5 protein-coding genes are annotated in these 19,015 nt (G+C 73.2%); 4 read left to right on the top strand and 1 reads right to left on the bottom strand.

Features of this window, described 5'->3' with window-relative positions; translation table 11 throughout:
- Positions 1-7: 7 nt before the first annotated feature.
- The 4 genes from ACPXCS_RS26365 to ACPXCS_RS26380 all read left to right on the top strand — a co-directional run bounded on the left by ACPXCS_RS26365 (position 8) and on the right by ACPXCS_RS26380 (position 9,218).
- Positions 8-1,390 (top strand): acyltransferase, encoded by a 1,383-nt coding sequence (locus ACPXCS_RS26365; protein ID WP_425951092.1) that lies wholly within the window; start codon positions 8-10, stop codon positions 1,388-1,390.
- Between the two features lie 272 nt (positions 1,391-1,662).
- Positions 1,663-4,521: an AAA family ATPase gene (locus ACPXCS_RS26370; RefSeq protein WP_425951091.1), complete on the top strand. Its 2,859-nt coding sequence runs from the start codon at positions 1,663-1,665 to the stop codon at positions 4,519-4,521.
- A 708-nt stretch (positions 4,522-5,229) separates the two neighbouring features.
- Positions 5,230-8,052, top strand: a complete 2,823-nt coding sequence (locus tag ACPXCS_RS26375; protein WP_425951090.1) for an AAA family ATPase — start codon at positions 5,230-5,232, stop codon at positions 8,050-8,052.
- A 455-nt stretch (positions 8,053-8,507) separates the two neighbouring features.
- Entirely contained in the window at positions 8,508-9,218 is a 711-nt protein-coding gene (locus tag ACPXCS_RS26380) for a LuxR C-terminal-related transcriptional regulator (RefSeq protein WP_425951089.1), read from the top strand.
- Positions 9,219-9,376: 158 nt separating this feature from the next.
- Here the strand turns inward: ACPXCS_RS26380 and ACPXCS_RS26385 are convergent, their stop codons facing one another.
- Positions 9,377-18,901, bottom strand: a complete 9,525-nt coding sequence (locus tag ACPXCS_RS26385) for a type I polyketide synthase (RefSeq protein ID WP_425951088.1) — start codon at positions 18,899-18,901, stop codon at positions 9,377-9,379.
- Positions 18,902-19,015: the final 114 nt, after the last annotated feature.

The following is a 19,015-nucleotide window of genomic DNA, read 5'->3' on the forward strand; positions in this document are numbered from 1 at the left end:
GGCGGCCGTGGCGAGAAGGAAGACGCCGCCGTTCCGGACGGTGGTCGACAGCCGGGTGGAGAGCGTGCACACGGTGCGGGCCGGTACGGCCGACGGCGACCGGGTCCGGCTCACCCCCTACGACCTGCTGACCGGTCCCTGGTACACGCCGCTGACGTTCTTCTACCGCAAGACGCTCGACGGCGCGGCGCTGCGCGACTCACTGGCCCGCACGCTGCTGCGGTACCCGCTGCTGGCGGGGCGGCTGCTGCGGGATGCCGACGGCGGACTGAGCGTGCTCTGCAACGACGCGGGCGTGCGCTTCACCGAGGCGTCCAGTCCCGAGCCGATGCGCGAGTACGGTCATCTGCTGCGCGCGCAGCCGGTCATCGGGGACGTGCTGCGCGAGGTGAGTCCCTTCGGTGTGGTCGACAGGGACACTCCCCTGCTGAAGATCCGGCTCACGCAGATGCGCGGTGGCGGGTCGGTGCTCGGCGTCCTCGTCAACCACAGTCTGGCGGACGGCGGCAGCACCCTCGCCTTCCTGGAGAGCTGGTCGCGAGAGCACCTCGGACTGCCCTGGGAGGCCCCCAGCCACGACCGCGGGGCGCTGGAGGCGCTCGGCCGGCTGTCGGACCGTCCGGAGACGCGGGACAACCGGGCGTTCGCCGGGGTGGGCCGGACACGGCGTCTGCTGAGCACCCTGCGCCCGGGGCTGCGCAAACGCGCCACCGTCACCACGCGGTTCGAGGCGGCCGAGCTGGCCGCGATGAAGAGCGAGGCGCTGGGCGCCCTGACGGACCCGGGCGCGTGGGTGTCCACCAACGACGTGCTGACGGCCCATCTGTGGCGCGTGCTGGGCGAGTTGCGCGGGCACCCGGACGAGGCGGTGGAGTGGCTGGGCCTCGTCGTCGGCGCGCAGTCCGTGCTGGGCGGCGCCCTGCCGTCGTCGTACTGGGGGAACTGCGTCACCAAGAGCTGGACGTCGCTGCCGGCCGGAGACCTGCGCGGCCGGTCCCTGGGCGCGGTGGCGGGCGACGTGCGGCGGTGCCTGGGGAGCAACACGGAGGACAAGCTCCGCGACGAGATCGCCTTCCTCGGCTCCTACCGCCGGCGCGGCGTCTCCCGGCACGTGATGTCGGTACACGCCCTCGACGTGTCCGAGACGTCCCTGTCGGTCAACAACTGGTCACGTTTCCCGCTGTACCGGATCGACCTCGGCGCGGGGCAGCCGTTCTGGTACGAGTTCCCGGACCTGCCGGTCCCCACCGTGCACGTCACCCCGACGCCGCAGGAGGACGGGGGCCGGGACGTGTACCTGTGCCTGTCCGAGGAGCACGCGGACCTGGCCCGCTCCCCGCGCTGGCAGGAGCGGCTGCACCCGCGCGCGGTCTCCGGCCGCGCGGGGTGAGGTCGCGTGCGCGGTACGGTGAGCGGCCGTGGGCGAGTGCGGCGGGTGGCCGGGCGGCACACCCCTGCGCCGGGGGAACAGTGGGGACGGACCGCTCCGGGCGGGAAGGGCAGTCGGCGACGACGGCCGTGCTGGTCTGAGCCAAGATGGCGACCAGCGCAGGGGCCGTCCGGCCGGACCGCCGGGCGCGCGCCGGCAACCGCCGGCCACGGCGGCCCCGGTGCGTGGGATGCCTTGCGACGCCGGGAGCACCGGGAGAGAGGGACACGGTCATGATCGCTGCCTCGGAGGGTCACGATTCCCCGGAGCCCCCGCCACTCGTGGAGCGGGAACGCGAGCTCGCCCTGTTCGGTGAGCTGGTGCGACGCACCGCGGCGGGACGCTCCGGCCTCGTCGTCCTGGAGGGCCCGGTCGGCATCGGGAAGACGGCCCTGCTGCGGGCCCTGGTCGCCGAAGCGCGCGGCCTGGGCCTGCGCGTCGTTCACGCGGAGACCGCCGACGGGCACCGGATGCCGCTCAGTACCGCGCACGCCCTGCTGTCCGGCCTGCCGGACAGCGCCGAGTCCGGGCAGTCCGTGGCCTACGGGCTCGCGGACCGACGGCCACCCGCGCTGTTGTGCTGCGACAACGACGTCGGGGACGTCTCGTTCGGTGTGCTGACGCGGCTGCACGACGTCATCCGGCGTGCCGCCGCCCGGACTCCGCTGCTGATCGCGGTGGACGACGCGCACGAGGCCGACCCCGCCTCCCTGCGCCTGCTGGCGCACACCGCGCGGCGGCTGACGGGCCTGCCGGTCCTGCTGGCGCTCGTGGGCCGCAGCGGTTCCGACGCGCCGGCCCTCGCCGAGATCACCACGCTCGCGTCCTGCCGGGTGCTGCGGCCCCGCCCGCTCACCGGGGCGGGCATCGGCCTGCTGGCCCGCCGCCTCACCGGAGCCGAGACCGACGCGGCGTTCCAGCAGGCGTGTCTGGCCGCCACCCACGGCAACCCGCTGCTGGCGACCCGGCTCATCCGGACGCTCAACGCGGAGGACCTGCCGCTGACGGGCGCCGAACTCAGCGCGGTGAGCGAGCAGGACATGCAGGCCTTCGGGGCCCGGGTGGTGCGTCTGCTGCACCGGCAGGCGCCGGCCACGGTGAACGCGGCCCGTGCCATGGCGGTGCTGGGGGACGGGGCCGCCCACGAACTGTGCGCGCGTCTGGCCCTGGTGGACGCCGCCTCCTTCGACCGGTCCCTGCTGGTGCTGGGCTCCCTGGGGCTGGTGAACGGCGATCACGCCGCGGGCACCTGGGCCTTCACGCACGCGCTGGTGCGCCGCGCCGTCCTCGACGACCTGCCGGACGACGAGCGCGCCGCCGCGCACGGCCGGGCGGCCCGTCTGCTGCACGACATCGGCGCGGGAGCGGGAGACGTCGCCGACCACCTGTGCCGGTCCCCCGCCACAGCGACCCAGCCGTGGGCCACGACGGTCCTGCGGGAAGCGGCCCGCGAGGCGATGCTGCACGCCTCGCCGGGCACGGCGGTCATGTTCCTGCGGTCCTGCGTTCCGGACGGTGCCGCGGACGACTGCGACCCCGGGCTGCTGATCGAACTGGGCACGGCCGAGGCGCGGCTGGACCCGGAGGCCAGTGTCCGGCACCTGACGGCGGCCCTCGACCGGACGACCTCCGCGGAGCTGCGGTTCAAGGCCGTCAGCACCCTCGCCGACGCGCTGACCCGCCAGGGGCGGATGGACCGTGCCTTCGATCTGCTCGACCGGTACCGCTCGGACCCGGCCCTGCTGCCCCTGGGGACGCAGAGCGTCCAACTGCTGGAGGCACAGCTGCTGATGGCCGCCACGGTCGACCGGGCCGCCTACCGGCGGCTGCTCGACACGGTGCCCATGGACCTCGCCCTGCCGGGCGACACCGCCCCGGAGCGGGCGCTGCTCGCCGCCCGGGCCGTCATCTCGGTGGCCCGTATGGACCGGGTGGCGGAATCGGTGGCGGCGGCACTCAGGATCACCGGGCGGAGCGGCCCGACCGAGAACTCCCCCGCCTTCCTCACGATCGCCGCGTCGGTGCTGCTGTACGCCGACCTGCCGTACGAGGCGCAGGACGTCTACCGCCAGCTGATCGACGGCACCGACCCGCTGCTCGGCCAGATCCACCCCAACCTGTTCGCGCTGAGCGCCGAGGCGCAGGAACGGCTCGGCGACCTCGACAGCGCGCTGCGGCACACCGCCGAGGCGCTGCGCGGCACCACCGTGGCCCGTGCCAACGCGCACGACGCGCTCCCGCTGTCCGTGCGGCTGCACACGCTCCTGGACCGCGGCCAGTTGGCGGAGGCCGAGGAGCTGTGCGGGCGTGTGCCCGATCCGGCCGGGAGCGAGGCGTGGCAGTGGAACGAGTTGCTGTGCGCCCGCGGCCGGCTCCGGCTGGCGCAGGAGGACGCCGAGCGCGCGCTGGCCGACCTGCGGGAGTGCGGACGCCGGCAGGAGGCCTGGCAGCGCACCAACCCGGCCGTCTCGCCCTGGTGGTACTGGGCCGGCCGGGCGCACCTGGCCCTGGGTGACCAGCGCGCGGCCCGCGCCTTGGCCGAGGAGGCCGTCGCCGGGGCCCGGTCGGCGCGGCTGCGTCTCGCCCTGGGCACCGGACTGGAGTTGTGGGCCGCGACGGCCGCCGCCGACGAACGGGTGAGGCTGCTGGAGGAGGCGGAGGACGCGCTCGGTGGGACGAGGGCGGCTCTGCTGACGGCACGGGTGAAGGTCGCCCGGGGCCGCGCGCTGCACGAGCTCGGTTACCGCAAGGCGGCCCGGGAGGTGCTGCGGCAGGGGTGGGAGGAGGCGTACGCGCTCGGCGCCCGCCCGCTGCACGAGGTCGCCCACCGGGCGCTGCTGGCCACGGGTGCCCGTCCGCGCCGGCCCGTGTCCCGGGGGCTGGCGGCCCTCACCCGCAGTGAGGCCCAGGTGGCCCGTCTGGCGGCGGACGGGCGTTCCAACGCGTGGATCGCGGAGACCCTGTTCGTCACCCAGCGGACCGTGGAGGTCCATCTGACGTCCGTGTACCGCAAGCTCGATCTGTCCGGCCGGCGGGAGTTGCGCGACGCCATGGAGTCGGCGGACGTCCACGGCGGGGGCAGCCGGATGTGATCGCATGAGCCGTCCGCCGGGGTGGACCGCACGGCACCCCGGTGGACGCCGTGCCGGCGGCCCTACCGCGCCGCCGCGTTTCTGTCGTGTTGCTGTCAATTCCGGGGCGGGCCCTCCCGTCGGACGGAATCGCGTAGTAGAGGTGGCGGGTAACCCGTCCGTCCCACCGGCCGGCAGCGCCGCTTTTCCTGCCCTACCGCAATGTGCGTTCCGACACTTTTCCACCCGCCCCGACCCGGTCTTCCGCTTCCCTTGGGCGCTTTCTCGCCCGCGAAGGACCGGCATCGCTTCGCGGGCGTCCGGCACGGTGAAGTCACAGGTCGGCACGGTCCCTCGGCGGCGGTCGGGCAGTCCATGCCTCCTCGCCCCCTACCGGAAACCGTTTTCTCGGAGCGTTCCGCTTACGCGCCCGTCACACCTGAGGTGATGGCTGTTCACTTTCCGGCGCCCGCAAGGGGGACCACTGTGGCCCGAGCCCCCTTGCTGCCTCGCGCGTCGCTGTGATCTGCTCCTCCCCAAAGGTTTTGACAGCAGTGATGAACGCTTTTTCGGGGTGGAGCCGCAGGGGCTCCCGTGCGCATGGGCATCGGCTCCCTCGCGGGTGCTGTTCGCGCACTGCCGGCACCCCGCGTCACGCTCACGGAGTCCCGTCCGGCCACGCCCCGGGCGGTGGCCGACGGCCCGTACCATCGAAGGAGGGCCACCGCCTTGTTGCTGGAGCGCGAGTCCGAGCTGGCGCGGACGACGTCGGCACTGCGCCGCGCCGCGGAGGGGGAGGGTTCCCTCCTGGTCGTCCGGGGCCCACTGGGGATCGGCCGGTCGACCTTCCTGGAGGCGGTGGCGGCACACGCGCACGGTGAGGGGTTCCTGACGCTGCGGGCCCAGGCGGCCGCAGCCGAGGAGACCTACACCCTCGGCGTCGTACGGCAACTGGTGGACTCCGTCCTGGCAGCCGTGCCGGCCGACGAGCAGGGACGCGGACTGCGGGAAGCGGCGGTCTCCGCGTGCGCCGCGGCGCCGCCCGTCGCCGGTCCCGTCCCCCCGTGGTCCACGGTGGCCTTCCAGCAGGCGCCGCACCGGCTGACCACCCTCCTGGAGTCCATGGCGTCCAGGCAGCCGGTCGTGGTGATGGTGGACGACCTCCAGTGGTCGGACACCGACTCCCTGCTGGCGCTGGCGCCGTCCCTCGCACGGCGAAGACAGAACCGCGTCCTGTTCGTCCTGTCCGTCCTGCCCGGCGACGTCCGCGGCGCCCGGGACCACGTCGGGCAACTGCTGGAGCAGGCGGACCGTACGGTGGAACTGGCCGCCCTCGGCCGCGACAGCGTGAGCCTGCTGGTGGAGGAGGCCTTCGGCACACCGCCCCACGGCGCGTTCGTCGACACGCTGCTGCAACGCAGCGGCGGGAACCCGCTGTTGGTGACGGCCCTGGTGGACGAGGCGCAGTACCAGGCGCTCCAGCCCACCGAGGCCGGCGCCGCGGCGGCGGCCGCGCTCCGTCCCGAACGGGCGCGCCGGCGCCTGGCCGCCTTCCTGCGCTCCCAGCCGGACCACATCCGGCGCGTCGCCTACGCGCTGACCGTGCTCGACGCCGTCGCGGACCCGCAACTGATGACCCGTCTGGCCGAGATCGACGAACCCCGGCGGGCGGAGGCCGTCGACGTCCTGCGGCTCGCCGGACTCGTGGCGGAGCGCTCCGGCTCCCTCATCCCCGAAACGCTGCTGTGGGACCTGCTGGAGGAGAGCATGCCGGCGGCCGAGCGCACCGCCATGCGCGGTGTGGCGGCCGAGTTGCTGCACCGGACCGGCCATCCGGCCGAGCTGGCCGCGGAACAGCTCATGTCGGTGATCACCCTGCACGGCCCGCAGGCGGTGGAGATCCTGCGGACCGCCGCCGACAGCGCCGTAAGGCGCGGCTCGCCCCGGGACGCGGCCCGCTACCTGAGACGCGCGCTGCTGGACACCTCCCCGACGGACCACGACCGCGCCCGGCTGCTCGTCGACCTCGCGACGGCCGAGCGCAGCTTCGCCTCCGCCGCCTCGCTGCGGCACGTCGCAGAGGCCGTACCGCTGCTGGAGTCGGTACGGGAGCGGGCCGACGCCGTGACCCGGCTGGGTCCGCTGCTGATGGACCCCGCCGCGTTCCGCATCGACGCCGTCCGGCGCGCCGTGACCGAGGAACTGGGCCGGTCCGAGCCGGACGACTGGATCGAACGAGAGCTCGCACTGCGCCTGGAGGCCCGGGAGCACGTGCTGTCGGCGCAGGACCCCGCCCATGCGCAGCGGGCCCTGCGGCGGTTCCGGTCGCTGGGCCCCTCCCCCGCCCTGCGAACGACCGGGGAACGCGAGCTGGTGACGTCCCTCATGCACATCGCGTTCGTCTCCAACTCCGCCTCCGCCGAGGAGCTGACGGCGCTGTGCACCCGGCTGCTGGAGCGTGAGCCCCCCGCCCCCGAACACGTCCACAGCACCATGCCGCTGGCCATCAACATCCTCGCCGGCGCCGGCCGCACGGAAGGCGCGGCCCGCTGGCTGCGCGAGGCTCACCTGCTCGCCCAGCGCAGGGGCGGGGAGGTGGAGCAGGCCGTCATCCGCGCGGAGCAGGCCCTGGTCGCGCTCGCCGACGGCCGGCTGGCGCACGCCCGGCAGAAGGTGGTCCAGGCCGACGCGCTGGCCGGGCCCGACAGCGGAGGCCTGCCGACCATCTGCGCCGCGGTCCTGGCCATCGTCGCCCTCCACACCGAGGAGCCGCACCTCGCGGAGCAGATCCTCACCCGGCACCGACTGCACGTCGAGAACCAGCACTTGGCCGCCCTGCTGCACCTGGCCCGGGGCACCCTCGCGGCCGGGCGCGGCGAGACCCGCACCGCGCTGGTCCACTTCCGGACGGCGGGCCAGCGCGCGGAACGCATCGGCTGGCACAACCCGGTCGCAGTCCCCTGGGCGTCCTGCGCCGCCCTCATGCACCACCGTCTCGGCGAGCACGAGGAGGCGGTGGCCGCCGCGCTCCTGGAGGTGGAGCGCTCCCGCGCCTGGGGCGCTCCGGTCAGGCTGGGACGCGCCCTGGTGGCCCTGGGCAGGGTCTCCCGGGGGCGGGAGGGCGTGACGCTGCTGCAGGAGGCCGTCGAGGTGCTGGAGAAGGGCAGCAACACGCACGAACTGTGCCAGGCGCTGTACGCCCTCGGCACCCACCCCGAAACGGACCGCAGACGGCGCGCGTCCGCACTCAAACGGGCGCACGAACTCGCCGTCGACAACGGAGCCGACTCCCTGGCTCGGGCAATCGCACAGAAGAGGGACGAGCGCACTCCCCGGACTTCCTCCAGAACGGACCTGCTGACTCCGTCCGAGCGCAAAGTGGCGGAGCTTGCGGCGACCGGTCTCAGCAATTCGGCGATTTCAGCCAGGCTGGGCACGAGTTCACGCATGGTGGAAAAGCATCTGACGAACTCGTACCGCAAGCTGGGCATCCCGGGCCGCCCGGATCTTGCCCGAGCCCTCGAGGAACTCGGCGAAACACCGGACTCGTGACGCGTACCGGTCCGCCCCCGTTCCCCTGCCCGCCGCGCGATCGGGCAGCAAACGGGCGTCCGCGGGAGGCAAACGGTCACGCGGGCAGGACCGGCGCCTCGGGTGTTCCCACCGGTCGGCCGTCGTCGTCACGGAGACGACGGGAGGGAGCAGCCGCAACGCGACCGTTCGGCGAGGACTTGGCTGGTCAGGCCGGGCGTCAGCCGTTCGGGCGGGACCCCGTGGACCCTCACGGGCCGCACCACCGAACCACCGAACCACAGTGTTTTGGCGCCACGCAAAGGTTTGCTTGACCGGTCTGTAGGGACATTCCTAGGCTCTCCCGCAGTTGATCAGAGAAAACTCGGCGGGTCAGTGACCGCGACCCGGCCGAGTTCGTACCACCTGTGATCAGATGCGCTCCCAGGTGGTACGGGCATCCCCCACATCTGAACGCAGAAAGACGGTGCGTCGCAGTGACCACGCACGCAGCTAGTGTCTCGCACAACAGGGACAGGATCGCCCCGCCGCATCTTGCGGGCGCCCACAGAAATACCCAGGAGAACCGAGCTCATGCACTGAGTAATCGACGCCTCTACACGGCCCACATAGATCCCGACATGCACATCGTGGCCGCGGAACCCAATTTCTCGCGCCAGTTCGGCCGCACCTCGGCCGACACCTGCGGCCGCAACTTGTACGAATTGCTCCACCCCTCGGCCCCTACCGTACTCAACCGTCACTTCGCCCGGCTCGCCGAGGGCCGCTCCCAGCGCTTCGCCGAGCGCATGGTCGGCCTGGGGAACGCCGGCCGGATCTTCTCCGGTGAACTGACCGGCATCGCCGTGCAGAACAGCACCGGACGCCTGGCCGGAATCGTCGTGCAGGTACGGCCGGACACGGAGGCGGACGGCACGGACGTGAAGGACGTGGTCGGCATCCCCCGCGAGCGGCTGCTCAGCAAGCTCGACGCACAGGTCCTGGAGGGCGTCGCCGCGGGCGCCTCGACCGTGCAGCTCGCCGCCAAGCTCTATCTCAGCAGACAGGGCGTCGAGTACCACGTCGGCCTCATGCTGCGGAAGCTCAAGGCCCCCAACCGGGCCGCGCTGGTGGCTCGCGCCCATTCGATGGGCATGTTGACGGTGGGCCAGTGGCCGCCTCGCGTGCTGCCGGAGTTCATCAAGTAGCCACATGGCGGTCCGGCTCCCGCAGCGGGCGCGGACCGCGACCGACCGAGCCGGGCTCCGGCCCTCACCTCGGGTGAAGCGGCGGCCGTACCATCCCTACTGGTACGGCCGCCGGCACGTGTGCCCGAGGCGGTCGTCCGCCGCCCCGGGCCTGCCGCCTATTGCTCCAGTTCGCGACTGATGAGGTCGAACAACTCGTCGTCGCTCGCCTCCTCCAGGAGGTCGCTGAGCGAGGCACCGCCCGCGTCCGTCTCGTCGGCCGGCACGCCCTCGACCTCCGCGAGCAGCGCCCGCAGCCGGGTACCCAGCAACGTGCGCGCGTCCCGGTCCGGATCTGCCTGGAGGATGCGCGCGATGCCGGTCTCGAGATCGGCCAGCATGCCGGTCACCGTCCCGCCCCCGCCGGTCAGTTCGGCGTCCAGGTGGCGGGCGAGGGCGGCGGGGGTGGGGTGGTCGAAGACGAGCGTCGAGGGCAGTCGCAGTCCCGTGTCCTTCGTGAGCCGGTCACGCAGCTCGACGGCCGTCAGCGAGTCGAATCCCATGTCGCGGAAGGCCCGGTCCGCGGGCACGGCGCCCGGGTCGGCGTGCCCGAGCGCCACGGCCGCGACCTGCCGCACATGGTGCTGGAGGGCGGCCGGCCGGTCCGCGTCAGGCAGCGACATCACCCGTTCCACCAGTGCGGGCCGGACTCCGCCGCCGCCGTGCTGCTCGGGAGTGCCTCCCTGGTCCGTCACAGCCGCCGCCTGCGGGAGGGTGGTCAGCAACGGGCTGGGCCGGCGGCTGGTGAACGCGGGAACGAACCGTTCCCACTCCACGTCCGCCACGACCACCGTGCCGTCCGCCACCTCCATCGCACGCCCCAGTCCCACAAGGGCACGGGCCGGCTCCATCACCCGCAGCCCGCGACGCCGCAGCTCCACCGCCGCCTCGCTCGACACCATTCCCCCGCCCGACCACGGGCCCCACGCCACCGAGGTTCCCACCTCGCCCCGCCCGCGACGTGCCCTCACGACCGCGTCGGCGCACGCGTTGGCAGCCGCATAGGCGCCCTGACCGCCGCTCCCCCACACACCGGCGATCGACGAGAACACCACGAACGCCTCCAGAGCCCACCCCCGCGTCAGCTCATCCAGGTGCACCGCCCCCAGGGCCTTGGCCCGCAGCACGTGCTCCAGGCGTTTCGACGTCATCGCGTCGATCAGGTCGTCGTCCAGGACGCCCGCCACGTGGGCGATGCCGTCGACCCGGTGGGCGGTGAGCAGGTCGGCCACCTCGGCGCGCTCGGCGACGTCGCACGCCACGACGTCGACGCGCTGCGCTCCGGCCGCGCGCAGCCGCGCCACGAGATCGGCGGCGCCGGGCGAGGCGGACCCACCGCGGCTCGTCAAGACGAGTTCCCGGGTGCCGTGTTCGGCGAACCACTGGGCGACCCGGCCGCCGAGCGCACCGGTGCCGCCCGTGACCAGCATCCGTGCCGGAGCCGTCCAGTCGCCGGCCGACACGGTGCCGGCGGGCAGGGCCGGGCGCAGGCGTCGCGCGTACACCGCGGTGCCACGCAAGGACACCTGGTCCTCGTCGGCTCGCGCCAGAACGGAGGCCAGGCGAGAGAGTTCCGTTCGGCTCGCCCGGTGCGACACGTCGATCAACCCGCCCCACCGGTCGGGATGCTCCAACGCGGCCACCCGTCCCAGACCCCACACAGCGGCCTGCGCCGGGTCCTCGGGCGCGTCGCCCGGCCCGGGGCCGGTGTGCGTGACCACCCACAGCGGCGCGGGAACGGAGGCGTCACCGAGTGCCTGGACCAGCGCCATGGTGTCCGCCACGGCGGCGACCACACCGGAAGCGCCGTCGCCGGCACCGGACGCGCCGCCCGTCAGGCAGGAGAGCACGCCGGCCGGCGCCTCCCCCTCGACGACCGAACCGAGCAGACGGGTCAGCCCTTCACGGTCCCGGACCCCGCAGTCCACGCGCTCCAGCCCCGGTACGAACTCCTCCAGCCCTTCGAGGGGCGCGGCGTCGCCAAACGGCTGCAGCAGCAGCCAGCGTCCCGGCACGGGCCCGGCCGCTCCCGCGTCGACCGGCGCCCAGTCGACGCGGTACCGCCAGTGGTCGACCTCCTCGCGTACGGCATGCTCACGCCGCAGAGAGGCCAGGGCGGGCAGCACGGTCTCCAGAGCGTCTTCCGGAACCCCGAGACGGCCGGCCAGGTCCTGGGGACTCTCCTGCTCGACGATCGACCAGAAGGCCCCGTCCGTGGAGGTCGCCCGGGAGGACACCCGGGAGGCCGACGCGGCGGACATGCGCGATGCGGCGGCGTGCGCGTCGGCAGCGGGCCAGTACCGGGTGCGCTGGAAGGCGTACGTGGGGAGGTCCACGTGGGCCTGCGTACGCATGACCGGCAACGCCGTCCAGTCGACGCTGCCACCGCTCACGTGGAAGGCGGCCAGTCCGCGCACCAGGGCGAGTTCTTCAGCCACGTCGCGGCGCATCAACGGCACGCAGACCGGGTCGGTGGCGTCGCCGAGAACGGTGCGGGTGAGGGCGGTGAGGGTGGCGTCGGGGCCCAGCTCGACGAACCGGGTGACGCCTTCCGCCGCCAGGGCGGCGACGCCGTCGGCGAACCGGACGGCCTCGCGGACGTGGCGGACCCAGTAGTCAGCGGTGGTCAACTCCCCCTCGGCCGCGAGCTGTCCGGTGACGTTCGAGACGACCGGGAGGGCGGGGGTGGTGTAGGTGATGCCTTCGGCGATCTGGCGGAAGTCGGCCAGCATCGGTTCCATCAGGGGTGAGTGGAAGGCGTGGGAGACGCGCAGGCGGGTGGTGCGGCGGCCCTGTCCGGCCAGCTCGGCGGCGACCTCGGCCACAGCCGCTTCGTCGCCCGCGATCACCACGGCGCGGGGGCCGTTGACCGCCGCCACCGACACCTCATGCCCGGCCAGCAGCGGCAGCACCTCGTCCTCGGCGGCCTCCACCGCGATCATGGCGCCGCCTTCGGGCAGGGCCTGCATCAACCGGCCCCTGGCTGCCACCAGCGTGCAGGCGTCCTCCAGGGACAGCACCCCGGCCACATGCGCAGCAGCGATCTCACCGATGGAGTGCCCACCCACATAGTCCGGACGCACACCCCACGACTCAAGCAGCCGGAACAACGCCACCTCGACCGCGAACAACGCCGGCTGCGTCCACTCCGTAGGCGCCAGACGCTCCGCGTCGTCACCGAAGACGACGTCCTTCAGCTCCGCGCCGACGTGCGCGCACACCGCGTCGAAGGCATCCGCGAACACCGGGTAGGCCTCGTACAGTTCACGCCCCATACCCGCGCGCTGCGCACCCTGGCCCGAGAACAGGAACGCCGTGCGACCGTGGCGGGTCTCGCCGGTGACCGTGTGTGCGCCCGGCTCGCCGCCCAGGTGCAGGGCGCGCAGATCGCGGACGAACGTGTCCCGGTCAGCGGCGATCACCACGGCACGGTGCTGGAACGACGACCGGGAGCTCGCGAGCGCCCCCGCGAATTCCGCCAGACCGGGCGCGGGCAGCTCCTCCACAGCAGCGAGGAGTCGGCCGGCCTGGGCACGCAGAGCCGCCTCGCTCCGGCCGCTGATGAGCCAGGGCACCAACACGCCGTCGGCGTCCGGACTGAACTGCGCTTCCATCGGCGGGGCTTGTTCAAGGATGATGTGGGCGTTGGTGCCACTGAGCCCGAACGAGGAGACACCCGCCCTGCGGGGCCGGTCCACCGACGGCCACTCCTGGCGCTCGGTGACCAGTCGCACGGCGCCCGCCGACCAGTCCACCCGCGAGGACGGCTCGTCGACGTGCAGCGTCGCCGGCAGCACACCGCGCCGCAACGCCTCCACCATCTTGATCACACCCGCCACACCGGCGGCCGCCTGCGTATGACCCAGATTCGACTTCACCGACCCCAGAAACAGGGGGACTTCGCGGTCCTGGCCGTAGGTGGCCAGCAGCGCCTGCGCCTCGATCGGGTCACCCAACCGCGTACCGGTGCCGTGTGCCTCGACCGCGTCCACCTCCGCCGCCGACACCCCGGCATCCGCCAGGGCCGCGCGGATCACGCGCTGCTGCGACGGACCGTTCGGCGCCGTCAAACCGTTCGACGCACCATCCTGATTCACCGCCGAACCGCGCACCACCGCCAGCACCCGGTGACCATGCTTCTGCGCATCGGACAGCCGCTCCACGAGCAGTACCCCTACGCCTTCACCCCACCCGGTACCGTCCGCACCCTCCGCGAACGCCTTGCACCGGCCATCACCCGCCAGACCACCCTGACGGCTGAACTCCACGAAAGCACCCGGCGTCGACATCACCGTCACACCACCGGCCAGCGCCAGATCACACTCCCCCGACCGCAACGACCGCACCGCCATGTGCAGCGCGACGAGCGAGGAAGAACACGCCGTGTCCACCGTGACCGCCGGACCCTCAAGGCCCAGGACGTAGGCCAGACGACCGGACATCACGCTCGCCGCGTTGCCCGTGCCGACGTACCCGCCGAAGTGACCCTCCGCCACACCCAACAAGGCCGGATAGTCCTGCCCATTGGTACCCGTGAACACACCCACCTGAGCCCCGCGCAGCGACCTCGGATCGATCCCCGCCCGCTCCACCGCCTCCCACGACGACTCCAGCAACAACCGCTGCTGGGGATCCATCGCCAACGCCTCACGCGGCGAGATACCGAAGAACTCCGCGTCGAACCCGGCGACATCTTCCAGGAAACCGCCCAGGCGCACGTAGTCCGCGTCCGCGGTGCCGTCCGCTGTGCGTGCGTAGTGTTCGTAGAGCGCGTCCAGGCCGGTCCAGCCGCGGTCGGCGGGGAAGTCGGTGATGCCGTCGCGCCCTTCCTCCAGCAGCGCCCACAGGCTCTCCGGCGAGTCGACGCCGCCCGGGAAACGGCAGGCCATCCCGACGATCGCCACCGGCTCGTCGGTGACGGCGGCCGCGGAGACGGTGCCCGTGACGGCGGTGTCGGTGTCCTCGCGCAGTGCGCCGTAGATGTGAGCGGCGAGGTCCTGCGGGGTCGGGTGGTCGAAGACGGCCGTGGCCGGCAGCGTGACTCCACAGCCCGCCGCCAGGACGTTGCGCAGTTCCACCGCGATCAGCGAGTCGACGCCGAGGTCGCGGAACGCCCGGTCCGGGCCCACCTGTTCCGTCCCGGCGTGGCCGAGGACGGCCGCCGCACGCTCGCGCACCTCGTCCAGGACCAGACGTTGTCCGGCCTCGCGGGGCAGGGAGTTGACGCGCAGGCGCAGGTCGGCCGTGGTCTCTCCGGCGTCGCGGACGGCGGCCCGGCCCGGGGAGGCGGTCGGCACCGGACTCAGCGGGGTGAGAAGTGCGCTGGGCCGCGAGGTGGTGAACGCGGGCACGAAGCGGCTCCAGTCGGCCGCGACGACGAGCCGGGTGACGGCTCCGGCGTCGATCAGCGCTCCCAGCGCCGACAGGGCTGTCTCTGGAGGGAGCGGGGTCACTGCTCCCTGTCCGCGGCGTCGGCCGCCGGCGACTGCGGCCATGCCGGCGCCCGCCCAGGGGCCCCACGCGATGGACGTCGCGGGCAGGCCCTCGGCGCGGCGCCGCTCGGCCAGCGCGTCCAGCACCGCGTTGGCGGCCGCGTACGCGCCCTGCCCCGGGCTGCCGATCGTTCCGGCCAGGGAGGAGAACAGGACGAACGCGGTGAGGTCGGTGCCGCTGGTCAGTTCGTCCAGCAGCAGCGCTCCCTCGGCCTTCGGTCCCATCACGCGCCGCACCCGGTCGGCATCCGTGGTGAGGACCGTCCCGTCCTCCAGATCCCCGGCCGCGTGGAACACCGCGTCGACGGAGCACTCCGCGAGGAGGGCGGCCAGTTGCTCGCGGGCGGAGAGGTCCACGGCCGCGATGGTCACGCGGGCGCCCGACTGCTCCAGTTCGGTGCGGAGTTCCGCGGCGCCGGGAGCCTGTTCGCCCCGGCGGCTGACCAGGAGGAGGTGACGGGCGCCCCGCTGGACGGCCCAGCGTGCCACCTGAGCACCCAGGGCGCCGGTCCCGCCGGTGATGAGCACGGCGCCCTCACCCGGTGTCCAGCCGGCGTCGGCGACGGAAGCCGTGCGCGCTGCGAGCGGCGCGGCGGGCTTCACCCGGCGTCCGAACATGCCGTGGGAACGCAGCGCGACCTGGTCCTCGCCCGGCTTCAGGCGCGTCAGCGCCGACGCCAGTCGGGTCCATACCCGGTGATCCGTCTGCGCGGGGAGGTCGATCAGGCCGCCCCACAGGTCCGGGTGCTCCAGGGCGGCGACCCGGCCGAGTCCCCAGACGGCACTGTGGGACAGTCGGGTGATGCGGTCCTGGCCGCCGACGGCGACGCCGCCCTGAGTGATCGCCCACAGCCTCGCGCCGGGAACCTCCCGGGCCAGCGCCTGCACGGCGGTGAGCGTTGCGACGACGGCGTCCGTCGACGTGGAGAAGCCCAGCAGGGAGAGGATGCCGTGCAGGGCTTCGGCCCCTTGCGGGGCTCCCGCCGTGTCCGTCGCAGTGGGGGTGGGGGTGGGGGTGAGGACGGCTGAGGCGCAGGCTTCCGGATCCGTGGCGTCGACCTGGCAGATCCGTACCGCCAGTCCCTGGGTGCGCAGTCCCTCCGCGAGTTCGTCCGCCAGCGCCCGCACCGAGGGGTCCGGGTCCTTCGGTGCGAGGATCGTCCAGCGGTCCACGCGGGATGCTACAGATGCGGCGACGGGCACCATGTCGTCGCTTGTCAGAGGGCGCCAGGAGACCTCATGGCACAGGGCGTCCAGTTCCGCCTGGTCCTGCCGGCGCCGGTACCAGTCGGACAGCGCGGGGACCACCGCGTCGAGCGCCTCCGGCGTGAGGTCGAGATCCGCGGCGAGGCCGGTGACGTCCTGCCGCTCGACGGCGGACCAGAAGGCAGCGTCGACGACCGCGGAGGCGCGGGCGGGGCCTGTCGGAGCGTCCTTGGCCGAGTCCTTCGGCCCCAGCCAGTAGCGGCTGCGCTGGAAGGGATAGGTGGGCAGCTCCACCTCGGGTGTCCCGTCGCGGTCGCCCAGCACGCCGGGCCAGGCGACCTCACCGCCGTCGACGTGCAGGCGTGCGGCCGCCCGAAGAACGGCGACGCGCTCCGAGTCGTCCTTGCGCAGAACGGGCACGAACAGTGAGTCGTGCGCGTCGGGCAGGCAGTTCCGGGCGAGTGCGGTGAGGGTGCTGTCCGGGCCGATCTCCAGGAACCGCGTGACGCCTTCCGCCGCGAGGGCGGTGACGCCGTCGGCGAACCGGACGGCCTCGCGGACGTGGCGGACCCAGTAGTCGGCGGTGGTCAACTCCCCCTCGGCCGCGAGCTGTCCGGTGACGTTCGAGACGACCGGGAGGGCGGGGGTGGCGTAGGTGATGCCTTCGGCGACCCGGCGGAACTCCGCCAGCATCGGTTCCATCAGCGGCGAGTGGAAGGCGTGGGAGACGCGCAGGCGGGTCGTGCGGCGGCCCTGTCCGGCCAGCTCGGCGGCGACCTCGGACACAGCCGCTTCGTCGCCCGCGATCACCACGGCGCGGGGGCCGTTGACCGCCGCCACCGACACCTCACGCCCGGCCAGCAGCGGCAGCACCTCGTCCTCAGCGGCCTCCACCGCGATCATGGCGCCGCCCTCGGGCAACGCCTGCATCAACCGGCCCCTGGCTGCCACCAGCGTGCAGGCATCCTCCAGAGACAGCACCCCGGCCACATGCGCGGCAGCGATCTCACCGATGGAGTGCCCGCCGACAAAGTCCGGGCGCACACCCCACGACTCAAGCAGCCGGAACAACGCCACCTCGACCGCGAACAACGCCGGCTGCGTCCACTCCGTACGCGCCAGACGCTCCGCATCGTCACCGAAGACGACATCCTTCAACCCGCCGCCCACGTACGCGCACACCGCGTCGAAGGCCTCCGCGAACACCGGAAACGCCTCGTACAGTTCACGCCCCATACCCGCGCGCTGCGCACCCTGACCCGAGAACAGGAACGCCTGGCGTGCCTCGCCCCGATCCCGGCCGATCACGACGTCGTTCGGCGTGGTCCCGGAGCCGAGTTCGGCCAGCGCGTCGACGAGACGCGGGGACCCGCCGACGACGACAGCCCGGTGCTCGAAGTGGGTGCGGGTCGTCGCGAGGGCGAGTCCGGTGAGGGCCGCCGGTGTTTCCGGGTGCTGGGTGGCGAAGGCGCGGAGGCTACGAGCCTGGGCGCGCAGAGCCTCCTCGCTGCGGCCGGAGAGCAGCCAGACGGTCGGCTCGCTGCCCGTCAAGGAGGCGGGCGGCTCGGTGACCGCGGGTGCGGGACCCTGTTCCAGGATGACGTGAGCGTTGGTACCGCTGACGCCGAACGCCGAGACGGCGGCGCGTCGGGGACGGCTGCCGGTGTCGGGCCATGAGCGCCGCTCGGTCAGGAGCCGTACTTCGCCCGCCGACCAGTCCACCCGGGAAGAGGGCTCGTCGACGTGCAGCGTCGCCGGCAGCACACCGCGCCGCAGCGCCTCCACCATCTTGATCACACCCGCCACACCGGCGGCCGCCTGCGTGTGACCCAGATTCGACTTCACCGACCCCAGATACAGGGGGACTTCGCGGTCCTGTCCGTAGGTGGCCAGCAGCGCCTGCGCCTCGATCGGGTCACCCAGCCGCGTGCCCGTCCCGTGCGCCTCCACCGCGTCCACGTCCGCCGCCGACACCCCGGCATCCGCCAGGGCCGCGCGGATCACCCGCTGCTGCGACGGACCGTTCGGCGCCGTCAACCCGTTCGACGCACCGTCCTGGTTCACCGCCGAACCGCGCACCACCGCCAGCACCCGATGACCGTTCGCCTGCGCATCGGACAGCCGCTCCACCAGCAGCACACCGACACCCTCACCCCAGCCGGTACCGTCCGCACCCTCCGCGAACGCCTTGCACCGGCCGTCACCCGCCAGACCGCCCTGACGACTGAACTCGGTGAAGACGTCGGGTGTGGACATCACCGTCACACCGCCCGCGAGCGCGAGGTCACACTCGCCCGACCGCAGCGACTGGACCGCCAGGTGCAGCGCCACCAGCGACGACGAGCACGCGGTGTCCACCGTGACGGCCGGTCCTTCCAGGCCCAGGACGTAGGACACCCGGCCCGACACCACGCTCGCCGCGTTGCCGGTGAGCAGGTGCCCTTCGATTCCTTCGGGCAGTTCCTCACCTGTGTGGGCGCCGTAGTTCTGGTTGCTGCAGCCGATGAACACGCCGGTCCGGCTTCCGCGTACGGAGGCGGAGGTGAGGCCCGCCCGTTCGAGCGCCTCCCAGGACGCCTCCAGGACGAGCCGCTGCTGAGGGTCCATGGCCAGCGCTTCACGCGGTGAGATGCCGAAGAACCCGGCGTCGAACTCGGTCGCCGTGGTGACGAACCCGCCCTGGTCCGTGGTGGCCGGACCGGTGTGGTCCTCGGTGTCCCAGCCCCGGTCGGCGGGGAACGGGGAGATGGCGTCGACGCCGGCGTCGACCAGCCGCCACAGATCGTCCGGACCGGTGACGTCACCCGGGTAGCGGCAGGCCATGCCGACGATGGCTATCGGCTCCTTCGCCGTCCGAAGGAGCTCCTCGTTGTGCCGGCGAAGGCGCTCGTTCTCGAGCAGGGACGCGCGCAGCGCGGCGACGACGCGCTCTTCGGGGGTGGACATGCTCAGCTCCACTGGTGGGTGATCCGTACTCGGGCGGACGGGCGGGCGGCAGGGGCGGGAGTCACCTGATGAGGCGGCGCGGCGCGGGTGGCAAGGACAGCGGGCGGGGCGACA

The organism is Streptomyces sp. DT190, assembly GCF_049846985.1.
Lineage (GTDB): Bacteria > Actinomycetota > Actinomycetes > Streptomycetales > Streptomycetaceae > Streptomyces.

What these genes read in the sequence shown, in the direction of transcription:
- ACPXCS_RS26370 (WP_425951091.1), top strand. Translation starts at nt 1,663, where the DNA reads ATGATCGCTGCCTCGGAGGGTCACGATTCCCCGGAGCCCCCGCCACTC.
- ACPXCS_RS26385 (WP_425951088.1), bottom strand. Translation starts at nt 18,901, where the DNA reads ATGTCCACCCCCGAAGAGCGCGTCGTCGCCGCGCTGCGCGCGTCCCTG.